We start from the raw sequence: 17,553 nt of genomic DNA, 5'->3' as shown, positions 1-17,553 counted from the left end.
TTGATGCGCCGCCAAGCGGCGTTGCATACGGCGGTGGGCCCGGGAACCGATTGGTTCCCGGGCCCACCGTTTACGACGTGGCTACAAGCCGCGGATCACAGGAGATCCAGCATCGACGGAGCGACCAGCTTCAGGACGTTCTCGCGTCCTTCCTTCGCGTTGGGAGCATCCACCGCGAAAGCAGCCATCTGCTGGCAGGTCGCCAGGTCGTGCATGCGCAGGGCCGCACGGACCGCGTTGACCTTGGAGGGTGCCATCGACAGCGAGGCGACACCCAGGCCCGTGAGGACCAGAGCCAACAGCGGGTCGCCGCCGGCCTCGCCACACACGCCGATCGGCTTGCCCGTCGCACGACCACCATTGCAGGCGTGACGGATCATTTCGAGGACGGCCGGCTGCCACGGGTTGAGCAGGGTCGCCAGGTTTCCGTCCAGGCGGTCCGCCGCCATCGTGTACTGCGTCAGGTCGTTCGTGCCGATGGACGCGAAGTCCACGATCGACAGGAGCTGCTCGGCGCGCAGGGCGGCTGCGGGCACCTCGATCATGATGCCGACCTTGGGCAGGCCGTAGCCGCGCGCCTTGTCAGCGAACCACTTAGCTTCGCTGGCGGTAGCGACCATGGGGGCCATCACCCACAGCTCCGCGCCGGTCGCCTTGTAGGCGGCCGCGAGGGCCTGCAGCTGCGTGTCGATGAGATCCTCACGCCTCTGGCACAGGCGCAGGCCACGCACGCCCAGGGCGGGGTTCTCCTCGGCACCCAGGTCCGCGAAGCTCAGCGGCTTGTCAGCGCCCGCGTCCAGGGTACGCACGACAACGCGACGGTCACCGAAGGCCTGGAGGACCTTCGTGTAGGTGTCCGTCTGCTCCTCGAGGGAGGGGGCGTCCGCGCGTTCCAGGAACAGGAACTCCGTGCGGAACAAGCCCGAGCCCTCCAGGTCCACCTTGGAGGCCTTAAGCGCGTCATCGACCGTGCCGATGTTGGCCAAGAGCTTGACGGGGTAGCCGTCGAAGGTCGCGCCCTTGCCGGTCGAACCGGCCAGCGCCTGCGCACGACGTAGCGAACGCTCCTTGAGCAGGGTGACCTCGGCCTCGGTCGGGGCGACGATGACCTCGCCGACGCCGCCGTCGAGGGCCAGCGCTGTACCCTCTTCGACGTCCATGATTCCCTCGCACTTGACGATCGCGGGAATACCCAGCTGAGCGGCCAGGATCGCCGTGTGCGACGTGGGGCCACCAACCTCGGTGATGATGCCCAGGACGGTATCCGGGTTCAGCGTCGCGGTCTCGGCGGGAGCCAGATCGCGGGCCACCAGGATGACCGTGCCCTCGAACGCGGGCACGCCCGGCTCGGGCAGGCCACGCAGCTCGCAGATCGCACGGTCGCGCACGTCGTACAGGTCGGTCGCGCGCTCCGCCATGTAGCCGCCCAGGCCGCGCAGCATCTGCGCGTAGTCCTCAACAGCGTCATGGACGGCCTGGGTCAGACCCAGACCCTTCTTGAGCTTCTTGTCAACGGCCTTGGCCAGACCGCGGTCGCCCGCGAGCTGAGCCGTGGCCTTCAGGATTGCCTTCGTCTCTTCCGGCGCCTTTGCCGCGCGCTCACTCAGGCGCGAGGAAACGGCAGCAAGCGCCTCACGGACGCGCGCGCCGTCGGCGGCAGCATCAACGCTGCCCGGCTCCGACGTGTCAACGCCGGGCGCAGGCTGGACGATCGCGGCGGGCGCAGCAGCGGTACCGGCGGAAACACCGATGCCGTGCAAAACGTCGTGCGTCGCCATTAGCTCACTCCTGATCAAGATCGCGCGAGAGCAGCTCGACGAGCGAGTCAAGCACCTCGCCCGCGCCGTCATCCTCGGTGGACAGGGTGACAACGTCGCCGTGCTTGGCGCCCAGCGTCATGATCTCGAGGAGCGACGCGGCGTCAGCCTCCTCGCCATCGAACGCAATGGTGACCTCGACGCCCGAGTCATCGACAGCCTCGGCGAGGACGGAAGCGGGACGTGCATGAAGGCCAACGGAGGAACCAATTGCAACGGTGCGGGAAATCATAGTCGTTCCTTTCGAATGCGGGCATGTCCATCGTGAGACACAGGGACCCGTTGCGCCCATACTATGACGTAGTGCACTGATTTGAAAACCCGATCCCACAACGCGGCCAGATGGGATGAATCACCCTCATAAATGCCAAAAAACCATCCTTTTCATGCCCCCAGCCCGACACGTAACAACGCGTATTGACTAGACACTCACCGGCCTCGTCCGTGAGACGCTCGACCTAGCTGGCTCACACCGACTAGACTGGAGAGGTACCAACGAAAGGAAAGCGAGCATGAGCTCCCGCGAACCTACGCTGGCCGACGTCGCCCAGCTCGCTGGCGTCAGCCCGACCACCGTCTCGCGCGTTCTCAACAACCGGGGCTACCTGTCAGAGAAGACCAAGCGCAGTGTCGCCGACGCCATCAAGACCCTGGGCTACCGTCCCAATTCGCTGGCGCGCGCCCTGCACGGCAAGAGCACCCAGACCGTGGGTCTCATCGTGCCCGCCGTCTCCCTGCCTTTCTTCGGCGAGCTCGCCGTCGAGGTCGAAAATGCCCTCGCCGAGGCGGGGTACCGCATCCTCATCTGCAACTCGATGGGACGAGCCGAGCGCGAACGCGAATACCTGTCCCTTCTCGTGGGCAACCGCGTCGATGGCATCATTTCCGGCGCCCACAACGAGGGACTGAGCGAATACGACACGATCCGCATGCCCCTGGTGACCATCGACCGCGAACTCAGCCCGTCGATCCCGAACGTGCGCTGCGCCAACCGGGACGCCGGCGCACTGGCCACCCGTGCACTCCTCGACGCGGGGTGCCGCCATCCCCTGCTACTCACCTCACGCTCGGGCCCGCGCAACCTGCGCGAGGCCGGATACTGCGCCGAGATCGAACGCGCCGGCCTCGAGCCTCGCATCGTCACCATTCCATTCGATACGCCCACACCCCAGCGCTTCGCGTTGGTGCAGAGCAGCCTCGACCAGGCGTGCGCCCGCTCCCCCATCGACGCCGTCTTCGCCACCGATGACCTGGCCGCCGCGGAAGTCCTCGAATGGGCGCACACCCGCGACCTGTCCGTCCCCGGCGACCTGTCCATCATCGGTTTCGACGGCACCGAGACCATGCGCCGCGCCCTACCGCACCTGGCGACCATCAGGCAGCCCATCAGCCAGATTGCCCAGGCCGCCGTCGATATCCTCCTCGAGCAGATGGAGGGCACACTTCCTCGCCCCATTGACGAGGCCGGGGAGAGCCCCGCTCCCACGCTCGAATTCCCGGGCACGCTGATTCCCGGGCGTTCGATCAGCGCCTGAGCGCCTCAACACGAAAGAAAGCGGCCTAAACATCCCTACACAAAAGCCGGGACTTGACATCACGTGCTGCGAGGCGCTCGCCGCTGACCTGGTTTATTTCTTGCCCGGCGAGGGGCCACAGATGCGCATGCGGATAGGTTATCGACATATGGATAGGTTAGTGGCGTGCGGATAGGCTAATAAGCTATCCGCATCGTCATAACCTATCCGCCTATGCAGATCCTATCCGCATGTTCGCCACCTATCTGCCTGTTCGGCCCTTATTTGCGAACACATCAGCTGCCCAGCGTGCGTCAACAAACAATCCCGTCGGCGCCGCGCACGTTAACCCGATAGGTGGGCGCCTTAGCCCTTCACTGCACACGTTAACCCCTGAGGTGGAGCGTGGGCGCCCCCGCCCACGCTCCACTAGTAGGGTCCAACTGCGCCTGAAGGGGTTAACACCACCACCTCAAGGGCGCAGGTGCCCCCTTTCGTTCACACAAGGCCCCCACTGATCATTCAGCGCGCCGCAAACCCTCATCGCAATCGCCGACCATATCTCCGCGCCGGCAGCCAGCACGCAGAGGGCCCCACGAGAGCAGACAAACGGTGGGCGGCACCAGCGCGATGCTGATGCCGCCCACCCGTTACGTCGAGACTGACTCCCGGAAGGCTCAGGCTTCCTTGGGGGCCACGTCGAGCAGCGCGTCGCCGCGCTGAATCTGCCCGCTGGCGACCGGGGTCACCGGGCCGAGCTTCTTCTTGTTCGTCACGACGACGGGCGTGATGGTCTCGTAGCCGGCGGCGCGGATCACGTCGAGGTCAACCTCGGCGAGAACATCGCCGCGGCGCACGATGTCACCCTTGGCGACGCGAGGCGTGAAGCCCTTGCCATCCAGCTTGACGGTGTCCATGCCGACGTGGATGAGGACCTGGACGCCGGAAGCGGACTTCAAGCCGTAGGCGTGGCCGGTCGGGAAGGCAACCGTCACCTTGCCGTCGAAGGGAGCGACGACCAGGCCGTCGGCAGGCTCGATACCGATGCCGGGGCCGAGCATGCCCTTGGCGAAGGACTCGTCCTTCACCTGCTCCAGCGGAACCACGGTACCTGCCAGCGGCGAGCTGACGGAGAGGTCAGCCTTGGCCTCGTCAGAGAAGGACGGAACCGGGGCGGGCGCGGCGGCAGGAGCCGCACCGCCAGCGGGAGCCGCGACCGCGGCGGCCACGACAGCCTCCTTCTTCGCGGGCGCGCGGCCCTCCATGTCAGCCTTGCCGCGCGTCATGGCGTAGGCGAAGGTGAAGCCGAAGGACAGGACGAACACGAGGACCTCGAGGGCCAGGTAGGCCGGGATCGACTTCGGCACGATCGACACGAAGCCGACGAAGCCGGCCGCGCCGAGGGCCTGACCGCGCACGTTCAGCAGGGCGACGCCCGCAGAGCCGATGGCGGCAGCTGCCATGGCGCAGAAGAAGGGCCAGCGCAGGCGCAGGTTGACGCCGAAGATGGCGGGCTCGGTGATGCCGAAGACGGCGGAGGCGCCACCCGCGCCGGCCAGGCCCTTGAGCTTGGCGTCGCGGGTCTTGAAGAAGACGGCCAGGGCAGCCGCGCCCTGCGCGACGTTCGCCATGGAGGCGACGGGGAAGATGAAGTCGCCGACGCCGCCGTTGACGGGCAGGAGCGGGATTTCGATGGCGGGGAAGGACTGGTGCAGGCCGGTCACGACGATCGGGCTGTAGACGAGGCCGAAGAGAAGACCACCGAAGACGCCGAGGGTCGAGTAGGTCCAGTTAATGCCCCAGGTCAGGTACTCGGCTGCCACGCGGGTAACGGGACCGATGATCGTGAAGGCCAGGAAGCCGGTGACCAGCATCGTGATGAGCGGGGTGAGCAGGAAGTCCGCGGTGCCCTTGAGAACCTTGTGCAGGTTCTTCTCGATGAGGCACATAACGTAGGTGACAGCCAGGGTCGGAATGACCTGCGCCTGGTAACCGATCTTGGCGACGTCCATGCCGAAGATGTGCCAGTAGCTCACCGTTGCTTCACCGGCGAGAGCCGCGCCCGTATTCCAGGCGTTGAGGAGGTCGGACGACACCATAGCCGCACCGATCGCGGCACCGAGGTAGACGTTGCCACCGAAGCGCTTGGCGGCGGAGAAGCCGACGAGGACCGGCAGCGAGGCGAAGGCGGCGGAGGAGACCATGTTGATGAGGGCCGCATAGTCAGCGATGCCCGGGTACATCTGGGTCAGCGACTGCGCTCCGAACAGACCCTCAGCAGTCATGACGTTGTTGATGGCCATCATCAGACCGCCGGCGACCAGCGCCGGGAGGATCGGAACGAAGATGTCGGCGATCATCTTGATGAAGCGCGAGAACAGGTTTCCGCCCTTTTCGGCTTCTTCCTTGGCCTCATCCTTGGAGACCTCACGTACGCCATGGTTCGCAACCATGTTGGCGTAGACCTGGTCAACATCGCCGGGACCGACGATGATCTGGAACATGCCGCCGGCGGCGAACGTCCCCTTCAGATCTTCGTTGTCGTCGAGGGCCTGCTGGTTGATCTTGGACTCGTCCGCGATCACCAGGCGGAGACGGGTTGCGCAGTGTGCTGCTGCGCTGATGTTGGATGCGCCGCCGACTGCTTCGACGACCTCTCCTGCCACCTTGGCGTGATCCATTGCCGACCACATTCCTTTCTCAAAACCCCACGCGCAACGCCATTGTTACGCCGCGCTGGGCGGTGTGTAGCAATCGATTGACATACTATGGCGTCAGAACCCCCTTTGGCAAGGTGATCAGGAAAAATCTCACGCCAGCGCAATGAGACTCGCGCCACACGCGACGAGGCCGTGGCCACCTGGGTAGCCACGGCCTCGTTCTCGGGTCGTTTAGTCAGCGCGCACCGCACGAATGTCCGTCACCGACGCGCCACCCTCAAGCGCCACGCCGGCGCCCGCGCCGTTCAGGAAGCTGCGGGTCGTGAAGACGCGCGAGCCGTCGCCGAGGTAGATCTCGGTGATGGAGCGGTCGTGGAGGATTTCGACGCAGCACGCCTCCCCCGCATCCAGGGTGACGACGCGGCGGCCGCCGTGGGGGTAGCGCGTGCCCGTCAGGTCGACGGTGAGACGGCCCTCCTCCAGGGTGATCTCCAGGCCGGATTCGGAGCCGATGCGCACGGACAGGGCCCCCTCATAGGAGGCATCGAAGGCCAGGCGCCACGAGCGCGAGTCGGCCAGCTCCACGATGCGCGCCCCGGCCTCGTCAGTGGGCGCCCCCTCAAGGGTCGCGGGGGCGAGCGGCAGGCCCGGCAGGTACGGGCGCGCGATGACACGGCCTGCGCGCAGGGTCAGGGCACGCGGGGCGGTGAAGCAGTGTACCCAGCCACCGGTCTCAATGGAGGGCTGGTCGTCCTCGCTGGCGTTACCAGCCCAGCCGAAGAGGAGGGTCGGGGCGCCGGGGTCCGAGGAGGCGGAGCGCGCCATGATCTGGGGCGCGTAGAACTCGGTGCCACGGTCGAGTTCCTCGAAGGAGCCATCGGCACCCCGCAGCTCGGTTCCCACCAGCTCGCCGACGATGGCGACGCACGGGAAGATGTTCTCGAAGCCCTCGCGCTCGGGCGAGATGCCCTGCGGGCAGAAGATGAGCACGTCGTGAGCCTGCCCCGTTTCCTCGTCCGTCAGACGCACGAGGTTGGGGCACTCCCACATGTAACCGAACGCATCAAAGGCGCCACCGGCATCGGGGAAGGTCATCTCCCCCTCGCACTCCCACGCGCGCAGGTCCGTGGAGCGGTAGAGCAGGGCCGCGCCCGTGAGGTTCTCGCGCTGGACGCCGAGCAGCATCCGGTAGGAGCCGTCCGCGTCGCGCCACACCTGCGGGTCACGGAAGTGGGCCGTGTAGCCGTCCGGCTGGCGTTCGATGATCGGGGGCACGAGCTTGTCGAAGTGGACCATGTCGGTCGTGGTGACGACGCACTGGGTGGCCTCGCGCTCCCCCGTCTCAGGGTCCTTGTAGTTGCCTGTGTACCACAGCTCGACGTGGTCGCCGACCTCGATGGCCGTGCCCGAGTAGGCGCCGTTGGCGTCCTGGTGGGTGTCGGGCAGGATCGCGGGGGCGTGATAGTCCCAGCGCGTTAGGTCGGTCGAGGAGGCGTGGCCCCAGTAGACGAGTCGGCGCGGGTGCTCGGGCGTGTACTGGAAGAACGCGTGATAGACGCCGTCGACCTCGATGAGGCCGTTCGGGTCATTCAGTCGACCCACGGGCGGGGCGACGTGAAAGAGGGGGTAGTCGGGATCTTGCGGGGCGCGCGACGAGGCCTCGGCAGCGAGGGCGGACGCGAGAAAATCTTCGGCCATGACCACAAGGTAACACCCTCGCATAGACAAGCGCGCGGGCGGGACGTTTCTGTCCCACCCGCGCGCTGTCAAACGTCCGTCACATCTGTCGCAAAGCCCGACAGATCAACGAAAAACCCAGCTCAGGCACCCGTGACATCGTCGGGGCGAGCGTCCGCGTAGCGGGCAAGCTCCTCCTCGACGATTGCTTCGTCAAGCTTGACGAAGACGGGCGTGGGCTTGGCGATCGGGGTACCGACCGTGATCGGGTGACGCTCCCAGGTCGGAACCTTCGTGTAGTCGCCGGTGATGATCGGGTAGCCATCGCGTCCCTCGAAGTCGGCGGGCAGGACCTGCGGGTCGAGCTCGGCGACCTCCTCGATACGAGGCATGGGCGCGATTTCGCCCGCACCACCCATGACGCGGTCGATGTCGTTGGCGGCGTGGGGCAGGAACGGGGAGAGCATGAGGTTGAGGTCCGCGACGGCCTGGGCGAGGGTCCACAGGACGGTCGCGAGGCGCTCACGCTCCTCGGGCGCCTTGAGCTTGAAGGGCGCGGTGTCGGTGACGTACTTGTTGGCCTCGCCGACCAGGCGCATGGCCTCGGACAGGGCCGCCTTCTGGCGGTGGTGGCGGATCAGGTTGCCGACGGTGGCAAAACCGGCCTCGACGGCGTCCAGGAGAGCGCGGTCAATGTCCTGAAGCTCACCGGGGGTGGGGATTTCGCCGAACTTCTTGGCGATCATGGACGCAGTGCGGTTGACCAGGTTGCCCCAGCCGGCGACGAGCTCGCCGTTGGTGCGGCGCACGAACTCGGCCCACGTGAAGTCGGAGTCCGAGGTCTCCGGGCCGGCGGCGCTGATGAAGTAGCGCAGGGCGTCGGCCTGGTAGCGCGAGAGGAAGTCACGCACGTAGATGACGATGCCGTGCGAGGAGGAGAACTTCTTGCCCTCCATCGTGAGGAACTCGGAGGAGACGACCTCGGTGGGCAGGTTGAGGACGCCCAGGTCACCGGGGGCACCGCCCTTCGCGCCCTGGCCGTTGTAGCCGAGCAGCTCGGCGGGCCAGATCTGGGAGTGGAAGACGATGTTGTCCTTGCCCATGAAGTAGTAGGACAGGGCCTCGGGATCGTTCCACCACTTGCGCCACGCCTCGGGGTCGCCGGTGCGGCGCGCCCACTCGATGGAGGCGCTCAGGTAGCCGATGACGGCGTCGAACCACACGTAGAGGCGCTTGGTGGGCTGGTCCTCCCAGCCGGGGACCGGGATGCCCCAGTCGATGTCGCGCGTCATGGCGCGCGGGCGGATGTCCTCGAGGAAGTTCTGGGAGAACTTGATGACGTTGGGACGCCAGGTACCGGACTGCTCGCGCTCGTCCAGCCAGGCGGACAGGGCCTCGGCCAGAGCAGGCAGGTCGAGGAAGTAGTGGACGGACTCCACGAAGTTGGGGGTCTCGCCGTTGATGCGCGAGTGCGGGTTGATGAGCTCGGTCGGGTCCATCTGGTTGCCGCAGTTGTCGCACTGGTCGCCGCGCGCGCCTTCGGCGCCACAGATCGGGCAGGTGCCTTCGATGTAGCGGTCAGGCAGGGTGCGGCCGGTGGACGGGGAGATGGCGGCGCGCGTGACCTGCTCGATCATGTAGCCGTTGTCGCGCACGGTGGCGAACATGTCCTGGACGACGCGGTAGTGGTTACCGGCGGTCGTGCGGGTGAAGAGGTCGTAGGACAGGCCGAGCGCCACGAGGTCCTCGACGATGAGGCGGTTGTTCTGATCCGCGAGTTCGCGCGCGCTCACGCCAGCGCCGTCGGCGGCCACCAGGATGGGGGTGCCGTGCTCGTCGGTGCCGGAGACCATGAGGACGTCGTGGCCGGCCATTCGCATATACCGGGAGAAAACGTCAGAGGGGACACCGAATCCCGCAACGTGGCCAATATGACGGGGGCCGTTGGCGTAGGGCCATGCGACGGCGGACAGAATACGACTCATAGCCCCTAACAATACTGCCTGGCAGGCTCAAACGGGGAACCGGCACCTTTTTGCGGGAAAGGCACGCTCTCCGCGGGAAGTGCGCTCGGTGCTATCCTGGCCAAAACACCACTTTCATGGAGGAAGCATGACCCGCGCGCTCATCATCGTCGACGTTCAGCCCACGTTCTGCGAGGGCGGTGCCTTGCCCGTCACGGGCGGCAACGCGGTCGCCGAGGCCGTGGCCGCCTACGTGGAGGCCCACCGCGGGGAGTACCAGCTGATCGCAACGACGCAGGATTGGCATATCGATCCGGGCGCACACTTCTCCGAGAACCCCGACTTCGTGGACACGTGGCCCCCGCACGGCGTGGCGGGCACGGACGAGGCCGAGCTGCACCCGGCGCTCGCGAACGTGAACGCGGACGTGACGGTCAAGAAGGGCCAGTACGAGGCCGCCTACTCGGGCTTCGAGGGGACGACCGAGGACGGCAAGACGCTGGAGGAGGCGCTGCGCGCCGCTGGCGTCACCGAGGTGGACGTCGTGGGCCTGGCCGAGTCGCACTGCGTCGCGTGCACGGCCGTGGATGCTGTCCGCGCCGGGTTCCCGACGCGCGTCCTGCGTGAGCTGACCGCCCCCGTCTCCGAGGAGCTGGGAGAGCAGGCTCGCGAGTGGATGATGACGGAGGGCGTTCTGCTCGTCTGAGCAACTCCGCTGACCGCGCCCGAGCCTCGTCGCTGCCCCGGCCTCGTCACTTCGCGGCGAGGGCGGCCTTGTAGAGGTCGTTCTTGCGCGCGCCCGTTGCGGCGGCGACCTCGGCGGCGGCGTCTTTGAGGCGCATGCCCTCAGCCGCGAGCGCGAGGACCGCGCCGACGTGGTCTTCGGCGCGCGCGCTGCGTTCGTACCCGGCGACGACGATGGTCACCTCGCCGAGGATGTCGTCCGCCCCCTCCGCGAGTTCCCCGAGCGTGCCGCGGCGCACTTCCTCGTAGTCCTTCGTGAGCTCGCGGCACAGGGCTGCGCGGCGGTCACCGCCCAGCACCTCGGCCATGCGCGCGAGCGTGGCGGCTGCGCGCCTGGGAGACTCGAAGAAGATCAGCGTGTGCGGGTCGGTGGCCAGGTCCTGCAGGTAGCGCGTGGCCTCCCCGTCCTTGCGCGGCAGGAACCCCTCGAAAGCGAAGCGGTCTGAGGGCAGGCCGGACAGCGCGAGGGCGACGAGCGGCGCGGAAGGGCCGGGCAGGACGGACAGCGGGACGCCCGCGTCGATGGCGGCGCGCGCCAGGCGGAATCCCGGGTCAGAGACGGTGGGCATGCCCGCGTCGGAGACGAAGACGACGCGCGCTCCGCCCTGGGCGGCCTCGACGATTCCCGCGGCCTTCTCGGCCTCGTTGTGGTCGTGCAGGGCGATCAGGCGCCCGCCGAGCTTGATGCCCAGGCGCGAGGCTAGGGCGAGCGCGCGTCGTGTGTCCTCGGCGGCGACGATGTCTGCGCCCTGCAAGGCTTCGACGACTCGGGGCGACGCGTCGCGTACGTCACCGATGGGGGTGGCGGCCAGCAGGATCGACCCTCCCGGCTGACGGTAGGGGTCGCTTCCGCGCTCGTCGCGCGGATTCGGGGACGAGGCCTGGGCACTCGTCGCGGGTCGGGTCGAGTCGGTCGCGGCGTCCATGCCGGTATCGTCTCACTGCTTTCCAGTGCGCGCACGGCGCGGGTTCGATGAGGACCTCAAGACTGTACTAGAAATTGTACAAAGGGAGAGCCAGGCGCTGTCAGGGGCTGACGTAGCATGAGATAGATACCCATTAACGTGTTGCTCTCGGAGTCTCAGTATGCGTATTCGACGCCCCAAGAAATCGGTCCTCACCGGCGCGGTCGCAGCCCTCGGAGTCTGTTCGGTCGTGCTGGCATTCATCGCCCCCGGCGTCGAAGAAACCAAGGTCGACCTCAACGACGGCGGCGTGTGGGTCACCAACGCAAAGCGCGGCATCGTCGCACACGTAAACGTTCCCGCCCGCCTCATGGACGCGGGACTGCACGCAGCCTCCTCCACCTTCGACGTCTTCCAAAACGGCGAGCAGGTCCAGCTCTCCGATCAGGTGGCCAACACGCTGGCTCCCATTGACGTCACAACGGCCACCTTGACGTCGGCAGTGGACTACCGGGGAATGACCACGGACGTGCGCGGCGGCACGATCGCGGTCACAGACGCGCCCAACGGCAAGGTGTGGGCGCAGCAGGCTGACCACCCCGCGCCCATCAACGCGGACGATGCGGACGCCAGTATTTCTGACGTGCCCGGCGCAGTCACGACCGTGGACTTGGAGGGCAACGTGCACGCGGTGTCCGCCGAGGCTGGGCGCGTGACGTCGTTGCTGAAGCGCGGCGCGCTGACGGACACCACGACCACACCCCTGACGGGCATCGGCGCCACCGACTACCTGCAGATCGCGGCCGTCGGAACCGACGTGGTCGTCTGGGATCAGGACACTTCCACGCTCTACCTGCCGGGCGGCAAGACGCAGCGCATTGACGGTGAGCGCGTCGTCCTCCAGGACACCGGGCCGAAGACGAACGAGGTCCTGCTCTCCTCCCCCGACGCCCTCATCAGGGTTCCCATTGGCGGCGGCACGCCCACCACCACCCCCGCGCCAGCGGCCGGGGGCTCCCCCACCCGCCCGGTCCTGCATAACAAGTGTGCCTACGCGGCCTGGTCGGTGACCGGCGCGTTCGTGAGGGATTGCCCCTCCGACGCAGATGACCGGGAGATGGTCGTCGACTCCCTCGCGAGCGCCGAAAAGGCCATTTTCCGCACCAATCGTGACGTCATCGTCCTCAACGACATCGAGAAGGACGGCCTGTGGCTGCCCGACTCCGACATGATCCTGGTCGACAACTGGGATCAGCTGGAATCGAAACTCGAGTCTGAGAAAGAAACCGAGGACCAGTCCGTCGACGACATCGACAACACGGTCGCACCCGACCGCAACCAGGACAACACCCCGCCCGAGGCCGTGGACGACGACTTCGGGGTTCGCGCGGGAAAGACCGCGATCCTTCCTGTCCTCATGAACGATTCCGACGCCGACGGCGACTTTATGACGGCCTCAGCGCTCACGCAGCCCTCCCTCGGGCAGGTCAGTGTCGCCCGAGAGGGTGCGGCCCTGCAGATCGCCGTCAACAAGGACGCGTCGGGCACGTCGACCTTCGATTACGAGGTCTCGGATGGGCGGGGTGGAACCGCGCAGGCCCACGTGACGCTGACCGTCCACGGCGACGACGTCAACGAGGCGCCCGTGCAGAAGATCGTGCCCTCCGTGTCCGTGGGCCAGGGCGGTCGGACCACCGTCAACGGGCTGACGAACTGGGTGGACCCCGACGGAGACCCCTTCTTCCTGGCTGGCGCAACCGCCCCCACGGGGATGACGGTGAACTCCCACGAAAACGGCAACGTTGAAATCATCGATGCCGGGCACGCTCCCGGCAAGGACGCGGTCGCGATCAGCGTGTCCGACGGGCGCGACGCGGGCGATGGCTCGATTAACGTCACCGTCAAGGAAAGCGCCAATGAGCCGCCGGTCGCAAACGCCGACCACCTCGTCGTGCGCGAAGGCGCATCCGCGTCGATCTCGCCGATGGCTAACGACACCGACCCCAACTCCGACACGCTCAGGCTCGTCTCTGTGGACGACGTTCCCGCTGGCATCACCGCCGTGATGGATTCGACGGCGGGAACAATCACGGTGGACGGCAACACCGCCGGCACCTACTACCTGTCGTACACGATCACGGACGGCCCCACGACGGCGACCGGCATCATCCGCGTGGACGTCGCCCCCACCGGTTCTGACCTGCCGCCCAGCACCGAGGACGACCTCGGGGTCCTACCCGACGGTGGGCAAGTGCTCGTGGACCTGCTGGCCAACGACTCGGACCCCACCGGCGGCGTCCTCACCGTCCAGCAACTAGACGTGCCCCCGGGTTCACCGCTGGCGGTCGCACTCGTCAACCGCCAGATGGTGCGCGTGACCGCGCCCTCCGGCCTCTCAAACCCCGCATCGTTCACCTACACGGTGTCCAACGGGGTCGCCACGGCCTCGGCGACGGTGACGATCCTGCCCGCACCCGCCAACACCGAATCCGCGCCGCCCGAACTGAACGACGATTCCCTGGTCGTGCGCGTCGGGGACGTGGCCTCCGTGTCGGTCCTGGATAACGACCGCTCCCCCGCGGGGCTCAAGCTCACGGTCTCCAGCGAACTCCAGCACGAGATCCCCGCCGACCTGGGCAGCGTCTTCGTCTCGAACAACGTCGTGCGCGTGCGCGGCGGCTCCCGTCCCGGTTCGGGGCGCATCGTCTACACGGTCTCCGACACGGCCGGTAACGTCGCCTCGGCCGTCGTCAACCTGACCGTCGTCGCCATGGACGAGGACACCAACACCGCGCCTCGCCCGAAGGACGTTGTCGCCCGCACCGTCGCCGGGCACAAGGTCACAATCCCCATCCCGTTGGAGGGCATCGACGCCGAGGGCGACTCCGTGACGCTCGTCGGCATGGCCTCGTCGGCGCGCCTCGGGACCGTCACCCAGGTGGGGTCGAACTTCGAGTACACGCCCGGCAACGACGTCCAGGGAACGGATTCCTTCACCTACGTCGTCGAGGACGCCCTGGGGAAGCAGGCCATCGGCGGGATCCGCGTCGGCGTCGCGCCTCGTCCCTCCCTCAACCAGGCCCCCGTCGCGATGCCGGACTCCGTGAGGGTGCGTCCGGGCACCAAGGTGTCGGTCGCCGTTCTGGCCAACGACATTGACCCCGACGGCGATCCCCTGACCCTCGCGCAGGGGTCCGTGTCCGCGCCCTCGGGCATTGACGTGACGGAGCGCTCCGGGCGCATCGTCTTTACGGCGCCCCAGCAGGAGGGCACGCACGTGATCTCCTACGCCATCGAGGACGGGGCTGGCGGCCGCGCCGAGGGCGTGTGCTCCGTCGTGGTCACCCCCACCGCACCGCTCCTTGCTCCCATCGCCCGCGACGACGAGGTGTCCCTGGCCGACGTGCAGGCGGCCTCCGGGTCCGTCTCGGTCGACGTGCTGAAAAACGATGAGGACCCCGACGGCGACATCCAGGACGATACGCTCTCCAGCCCGGATTCGGGCATCGGCACCTCCGGCGACACCCTGACGATTCCCCTGTCCCCGAAGCCGCAGACCGTCATTTATACGGTGACCGACCACGACGGACTGTCCGCGTCGGCTGTTGTGCGCGTGCCCGGAACCGAGATCACCCGGCCAACGCTGGACACCCGCGCCCTGCCGATCAAGGTCACGGCCGGCGTCACCAAGGAAATCGCGCTCAACGACTACATTCTGACCAGGTCCGGGCGCTCCGTTCAGCTGACCGGCGATTCCAAGGCCAGCGCCGGCCTCGGCTGGGACGGCTCCACACTGGTCAAGGACACACGCACGCTCACCTACACTGCGCTGGAGGACTTCTCGGGCCCGACCTCCATCATCGTGGAGGTCACGGACGGCTCTGACCCCTCCGACGCGACGGGCATCGTGTCCACGCTGGCCCTGCCCATCCTGGTCGAATCCGCCCACAATCGCCCGCCGCGCATCGTGCCGACCCGCGTCGACGTCGCCGCCGGCGAGGACGCCTCCCAGATCGCGATGGACCAGTGGGTCACCGACCCCGACGGCGACGACCCGGCGGGCATGACCTACACGATCACAGATAAGCAGGTGGAGGGCGTCAGCGCCTCCGCCTCCGGCTCCACCCTGTCGGTGTCCGCCGACGCCGAGGCGCCCAAGGGCCAGGCCGGGCAGCTGACCATCGAGGTCACCGACCAGCAGGGTGCCTCAGCGAGCGCGAGCGTGCCCGTCAACGTCATCGCGTCCTCCAAGCCGCTCGTGCAGACCAGCCCGGGCCAGATAACCCTCAAGGCCGGGGAATCCAAGACCGTCGACGTCTCCGAGTACGCGACCAACCCGCTGGCCGACCAGGGGCCCCTCACCATCATGGGCGATCCTGCCACTTCCGCGGGCGGCAGCGCCACGGCCTCGGGGTCGACCATGACCATCCAGGCCGACGCCGGCTTCAACGGCTCCTTCACCGTGACCTACCGCGTGCAGGACGCGACCAAGGACGTCGAGCGCGAGGTCCAGGGAACGATCACGGCGACCGTCCTGGATAAGCCCGGCGCGCCCACCGGAGCGAGCGCGGTCTCCAACAGCGCAGGCACGGCCCTGGTGTCGTGGCGCACGGGCACCACTGGCGGCTCCCCCATCACCTCCTTCACCGTCACCGACCACACGCAGGGCGACTCCAAGTCCTGCGGCGCTGTCGCCGAGTGCCTCTTCGACGGGCGCACGAACGGCACCGAGCACACCTTCTCGGTCACCGCGACGAACGAGGTCGGGGAATCCGATCCGTCCAACAAGACGAGCGTCCTCATCGACGCCAAGCCCGAAACCCCCGGCGCGCCCACCGTGAAGCCCGGAGACGGTTCCATCACCGTGTCGTGGGCAGCTCCGGTCAACACCGGTTCCGACCTGGAGGGCTACGACGTGGAGCTCTCGCCGGGCGGTGTGCAACAGGCCGGCGCAAACGAGACATCCAAGACGATCTCCGGCCTGACGAATGGCCACGAGTACATGGTTCGGGTCAGGGCTCGCAATAAGAACTACACGTCCGAGTGGTCGTCCTTCTCCCAGGGCGTGACGCCCTACGGCGCGCCGGAAGCCCCGACGGGCGTCAGCGCCACCTTCTCGAATGGCACCGCGCAGGTCACGTGGAACGAACCGTCCAATACGAACGGTCGTAACATCGAGCAGTACACGGTCAGCGCGAACGGCGCCAAGCCGGTGCTTGTCGACGCGCCGACGACCTCCACATCATTTGAGCTCGAGCACTCCGAGCAGCAGGTCTCCATCAGCGTCAAAGCAGTCAACGACACAAAGGATCCCGAGGCGCACACCTCGCCCGCGGCGACGACCACCGTGTGGGCCGTCGGCCAAGTCAACGCCCCCACGATCACGTCACCGAAGGCCACGGGAAACTCGAAGGAGATCGCGTTCAACATCAAGTTCGAGCCGGGCAACGGCTGGAGCATGAGCGACGTCGTCGACTACCAGTGGACGCCCGACGGGGACCACTGGGACTCCCTGACCAGGGATGGCAATCACACTGTCACCAGCTCGGCACTCACGGATGGTGTCGACGCAACGCTCCAAGTCAAGGTGACCGTCCGCAAGAGCGGCACCGATAAAACATCCGAAGCAGTGGCCACCGGCGGCACCGTGAGTTCCTTCGGTCCCCCCACGGCACCAACCGTATCGTGTCGGCCCGGCGGACCCGGGTGGGTCGACTGCGACTGGAACAACGCTGCCAGCGGAGGCCGCCCCACCCAGTTGATCCTCACCGGAAACACCAGCGAGACAATTCCGTCTGTCGTTGGTGCGGAATCGGGCCACCGCTCCTTCAACCCCGGCGAAGGCGGCAGCGCGCAGCTGTGCGTCAAGGCTGTCCAGACCTCGAGCGAAAAGGGAACACGCGAGTCTGGTCAACCGTGCGACAGGGCCACGGCCCCCAGCTACGCCCGTAGCGCCAGCGGATTCAGGGGCGGGTCGGGCAAATGCGTGTCCGGCTCATGTGGAAGCGGTCCTTTCGACAAGGTGGGGCTGGACCTGTCCGGGTGGCCTCCAAACGCCAGTGTCAGGTGCTCCGGAAAGTACGACAAGAAAGATGCCTGGGTGACCCTGCAGGTTGACGGCAACGGAAACTGGAGGGGAGTCCCCGGGACGCAAGGGCTCCCCGGGTGGACCCTGGGCGGACAATATGTTTACTACCTGGTCGGAAACGATGACAAAGATTTCAACGGCTGGTTCACCTGCACTCAGTAGTAACACACGCAACCACAACAAA

At 67.0% G+C, this 17,553-nt stretch carries 9 protein-coding genes; 3 read left to right on the top strand and 6 right to left on the bottom strand.

Features of this window, described 5'->3' with window-relative positions; translation table 11 throughout:
- Positions 1-95 precede the first annotated feature (95 nt).
- Both ptsP and O3669_RS06545 read right to left on the bottom strand, forming a co-directional pair.
- Positions 96-1,778, bottom strand: a complete 1,683-nt coding sequence (gene ptsP, locus O3669_RS06550) for a phosphoenolpyruvate--protein phosphotransferase (protein WP_371524091.1) — start codon at positions 1,776-1,778, stop codon at positions 96-98.
- A 4-nt stretch (positions 1,779-1,782) separates the two neighbouring features.
- Positions 1,783-2,049, bottom strand: coding sequence for an HPr family phosphocarrier protein (locus O3669_RS06545; protein ID WP_371524090.1), 267 nt, complete (start codon positions 2,047-2,049; stop codon positions 1,783-1,785).
- A gap of 280 nt (positions 2,050-2,329) precedes the next feature.
- Here O3669_RS06545 and O3669_RS06540 point away from each other — a divergent pair, with 280 nt between their 5' ends.
- The gene (locus tag O3669_RS06540; protein WP_371524089.1) at positions 2,330-3,352 is read left to right on the top strand and encodes a LacI family DNA-binding transcriptional regulator; all 1,023 of its coding nucleotides are present in this window, start codon (positions 2,330-2,332) and stop codon (positions 3,350-3,352) included.
- 656 nt (positions 3,353-4,008) lie between these two features.
- Here the strand turns inward: O3669_RS06540 and O3669_RS06535 are convergent.
- From O3669_RS06535 to metG, 3 genes are all read right to left on the bottom strand, one after another.
- Positions 4,009-6,012: a sucrose-specific PTS transporter subunit IIBC gene (locus O3669_RS06535; RefSeq protein WP_314768531.1), complete on the bottom strand. Its 2,004-nt coding sequence runs from the start codon at positions 6,010-6,012 to the stop codon at positions 4,009-4,011.
- A 210-nt stretch (positions 6,013-6,222) separates the two neighbouring features.
- On the bottom strand, positions 6,223-7,689 hold the full coding sequence (locus O3669_RS06530) for a glycoside hydrolase family 32 protein (RefSeq protein WP_314768530.1): 1,467 nt from the start codon (positions 7,687-7,689) through the stop codon (positions 6,223-6,225).
- A 122-nt stretch (positions 7,690-7,811) separates the two neighbouring features.
- Positions 7,812-9,653 carry a methionine--tRNA ligase gene (gene metG, locus O3669_RS06525; protein ID WP_314768528.1) on the bottom strand — a complete coding sequence of 614 codons (1,842 nt, stop codon included), beginning with the start codon at positions 9,651-9,653 and terminating at the stop codon, positions 7,812-7,814.
- 127 nt (positions 9,654-9,780) lie between these two features.
- Here metG and O3669_RS06520 point away from each other — a divergent pair, with 127 nt between their 5' ends.
- On the top strand, positions 9,781-10,338 hold the full coding sequence (locus O3669_RS06520) for an isochorismatase family protein (protein WP_299239825.1): 558 nt from the start codon (positions 9,781-9,783) through the stop codon (positions 10,336-10,338).
- A gap of 46 nt (positions 10,339-10,384) precedes the next feature.
- Here O3669_RS06520 and rsmI read toward each other — a convergent pair whose 3' ends face one another.
- Complete coding sequence (rsmI, locus tag O3669_RS06515; RefSeq protein WP_371524087.1) at positions 10,385-11,302, bottom strand: 16S rRNA (cytidine(1402)-2'-O)-methyltransferase; 918 nt, start codon at positions 11,300-11,302, stop codon at positions 10,385-10,387.
- A 160-nt stretch (positions 11,303-11,462) separates the two neighbouring features.
- Between rsmI and O3669_RS06510 the strand changes: the two genes are divergently transcribed.
- Positions 11,463-17,531, top strand: coding sequence for an Ig-like domain-containing protein (locus tag O3669_RS06510; RefSeq protein ID WP_371524086.1), 6,069 nt, complete (start codon positions 11,463-11,465; stop codon positions 17,529-17,531).
- Positions 17,532-17,553 lie beyond the last annotated feature (22 nt).

The organism is Pauljensenia sp. 20925_1_34, from assembly GCF_041432775.1.
Taxonomy (GTDB): domain Bacteria; phylum Actinomycetota; class Actinomycetes; order Actinomycetales; family Actinomycetaceae; genus Pauljensenia.
The sequence above is the reverse complement of the archived record's forward strand: the minus strand, read 5'-3'. Positions and strand labels throughout refer to the sequence as shown.

Coding starts and splice junctions, on each gene's coding strand:
- ptsP (WP_371524091.1), bottom strand. CDS start 1,778: ATGGCGACGCACGACGTTTTGCACGGCATCGGTGTTTCCGCCGGTACC.
- O3669_RS06520 (WP_299239825.1), top strand. CDS start 9,781: ATGACCCGCGCGCTCATCATCGTCGACGTTCAGCCCACGTTCTGCGAG.
- O3669_RS06540 (WP_371524089.1), top strand. CDS start 2,330: ATGAGCTCCCGCGAACCTACGCTGGCCGACGTCGCCCAGCTCGCTGGC.
- O3669_RS06535 (WP_314768531.1), bottom strand. CDS start 6,012: ATGGATCACGCCAAGGTGGCAGGAGAGGTCGTCGAAGCAGTCGGCGGC.
- rsmI (WP_371524087.1), bottom strand. CDS start 11,302: ATGGACGCCGCGACCGACTCGACCCGACCCGCGACGAGTGCCCAGGCC.
- metG (WP_314768528.1), bottom strand. CDS start 9,653: ATGAGTCGTATTCTGTCCGCCGTCGCATGGCCCTACGCCAACGGCCCC.
- O3669_RS06530 (WP_314768530.1), bottom strand. CDS start 7,689: ATGGCCGAAGATTTTCTCGCGTCCGCCCTCGCTGCCGAGGCCTCGTCG.
- O3669_RS06510 (WP_371524086.1), top strand. CDS start 11,463: ATGCGTATTCGACGCCCCAAGAAATCGGTCCTCACCGGCGCGGTCGCA.
- O3669_RS06545 (WP_371524090.1), bottom strand. CDS start 2,049: ATGATTTCCCGCACCGTTGCAATTGGTTCCTCCGTTGGCCTTCATGCA.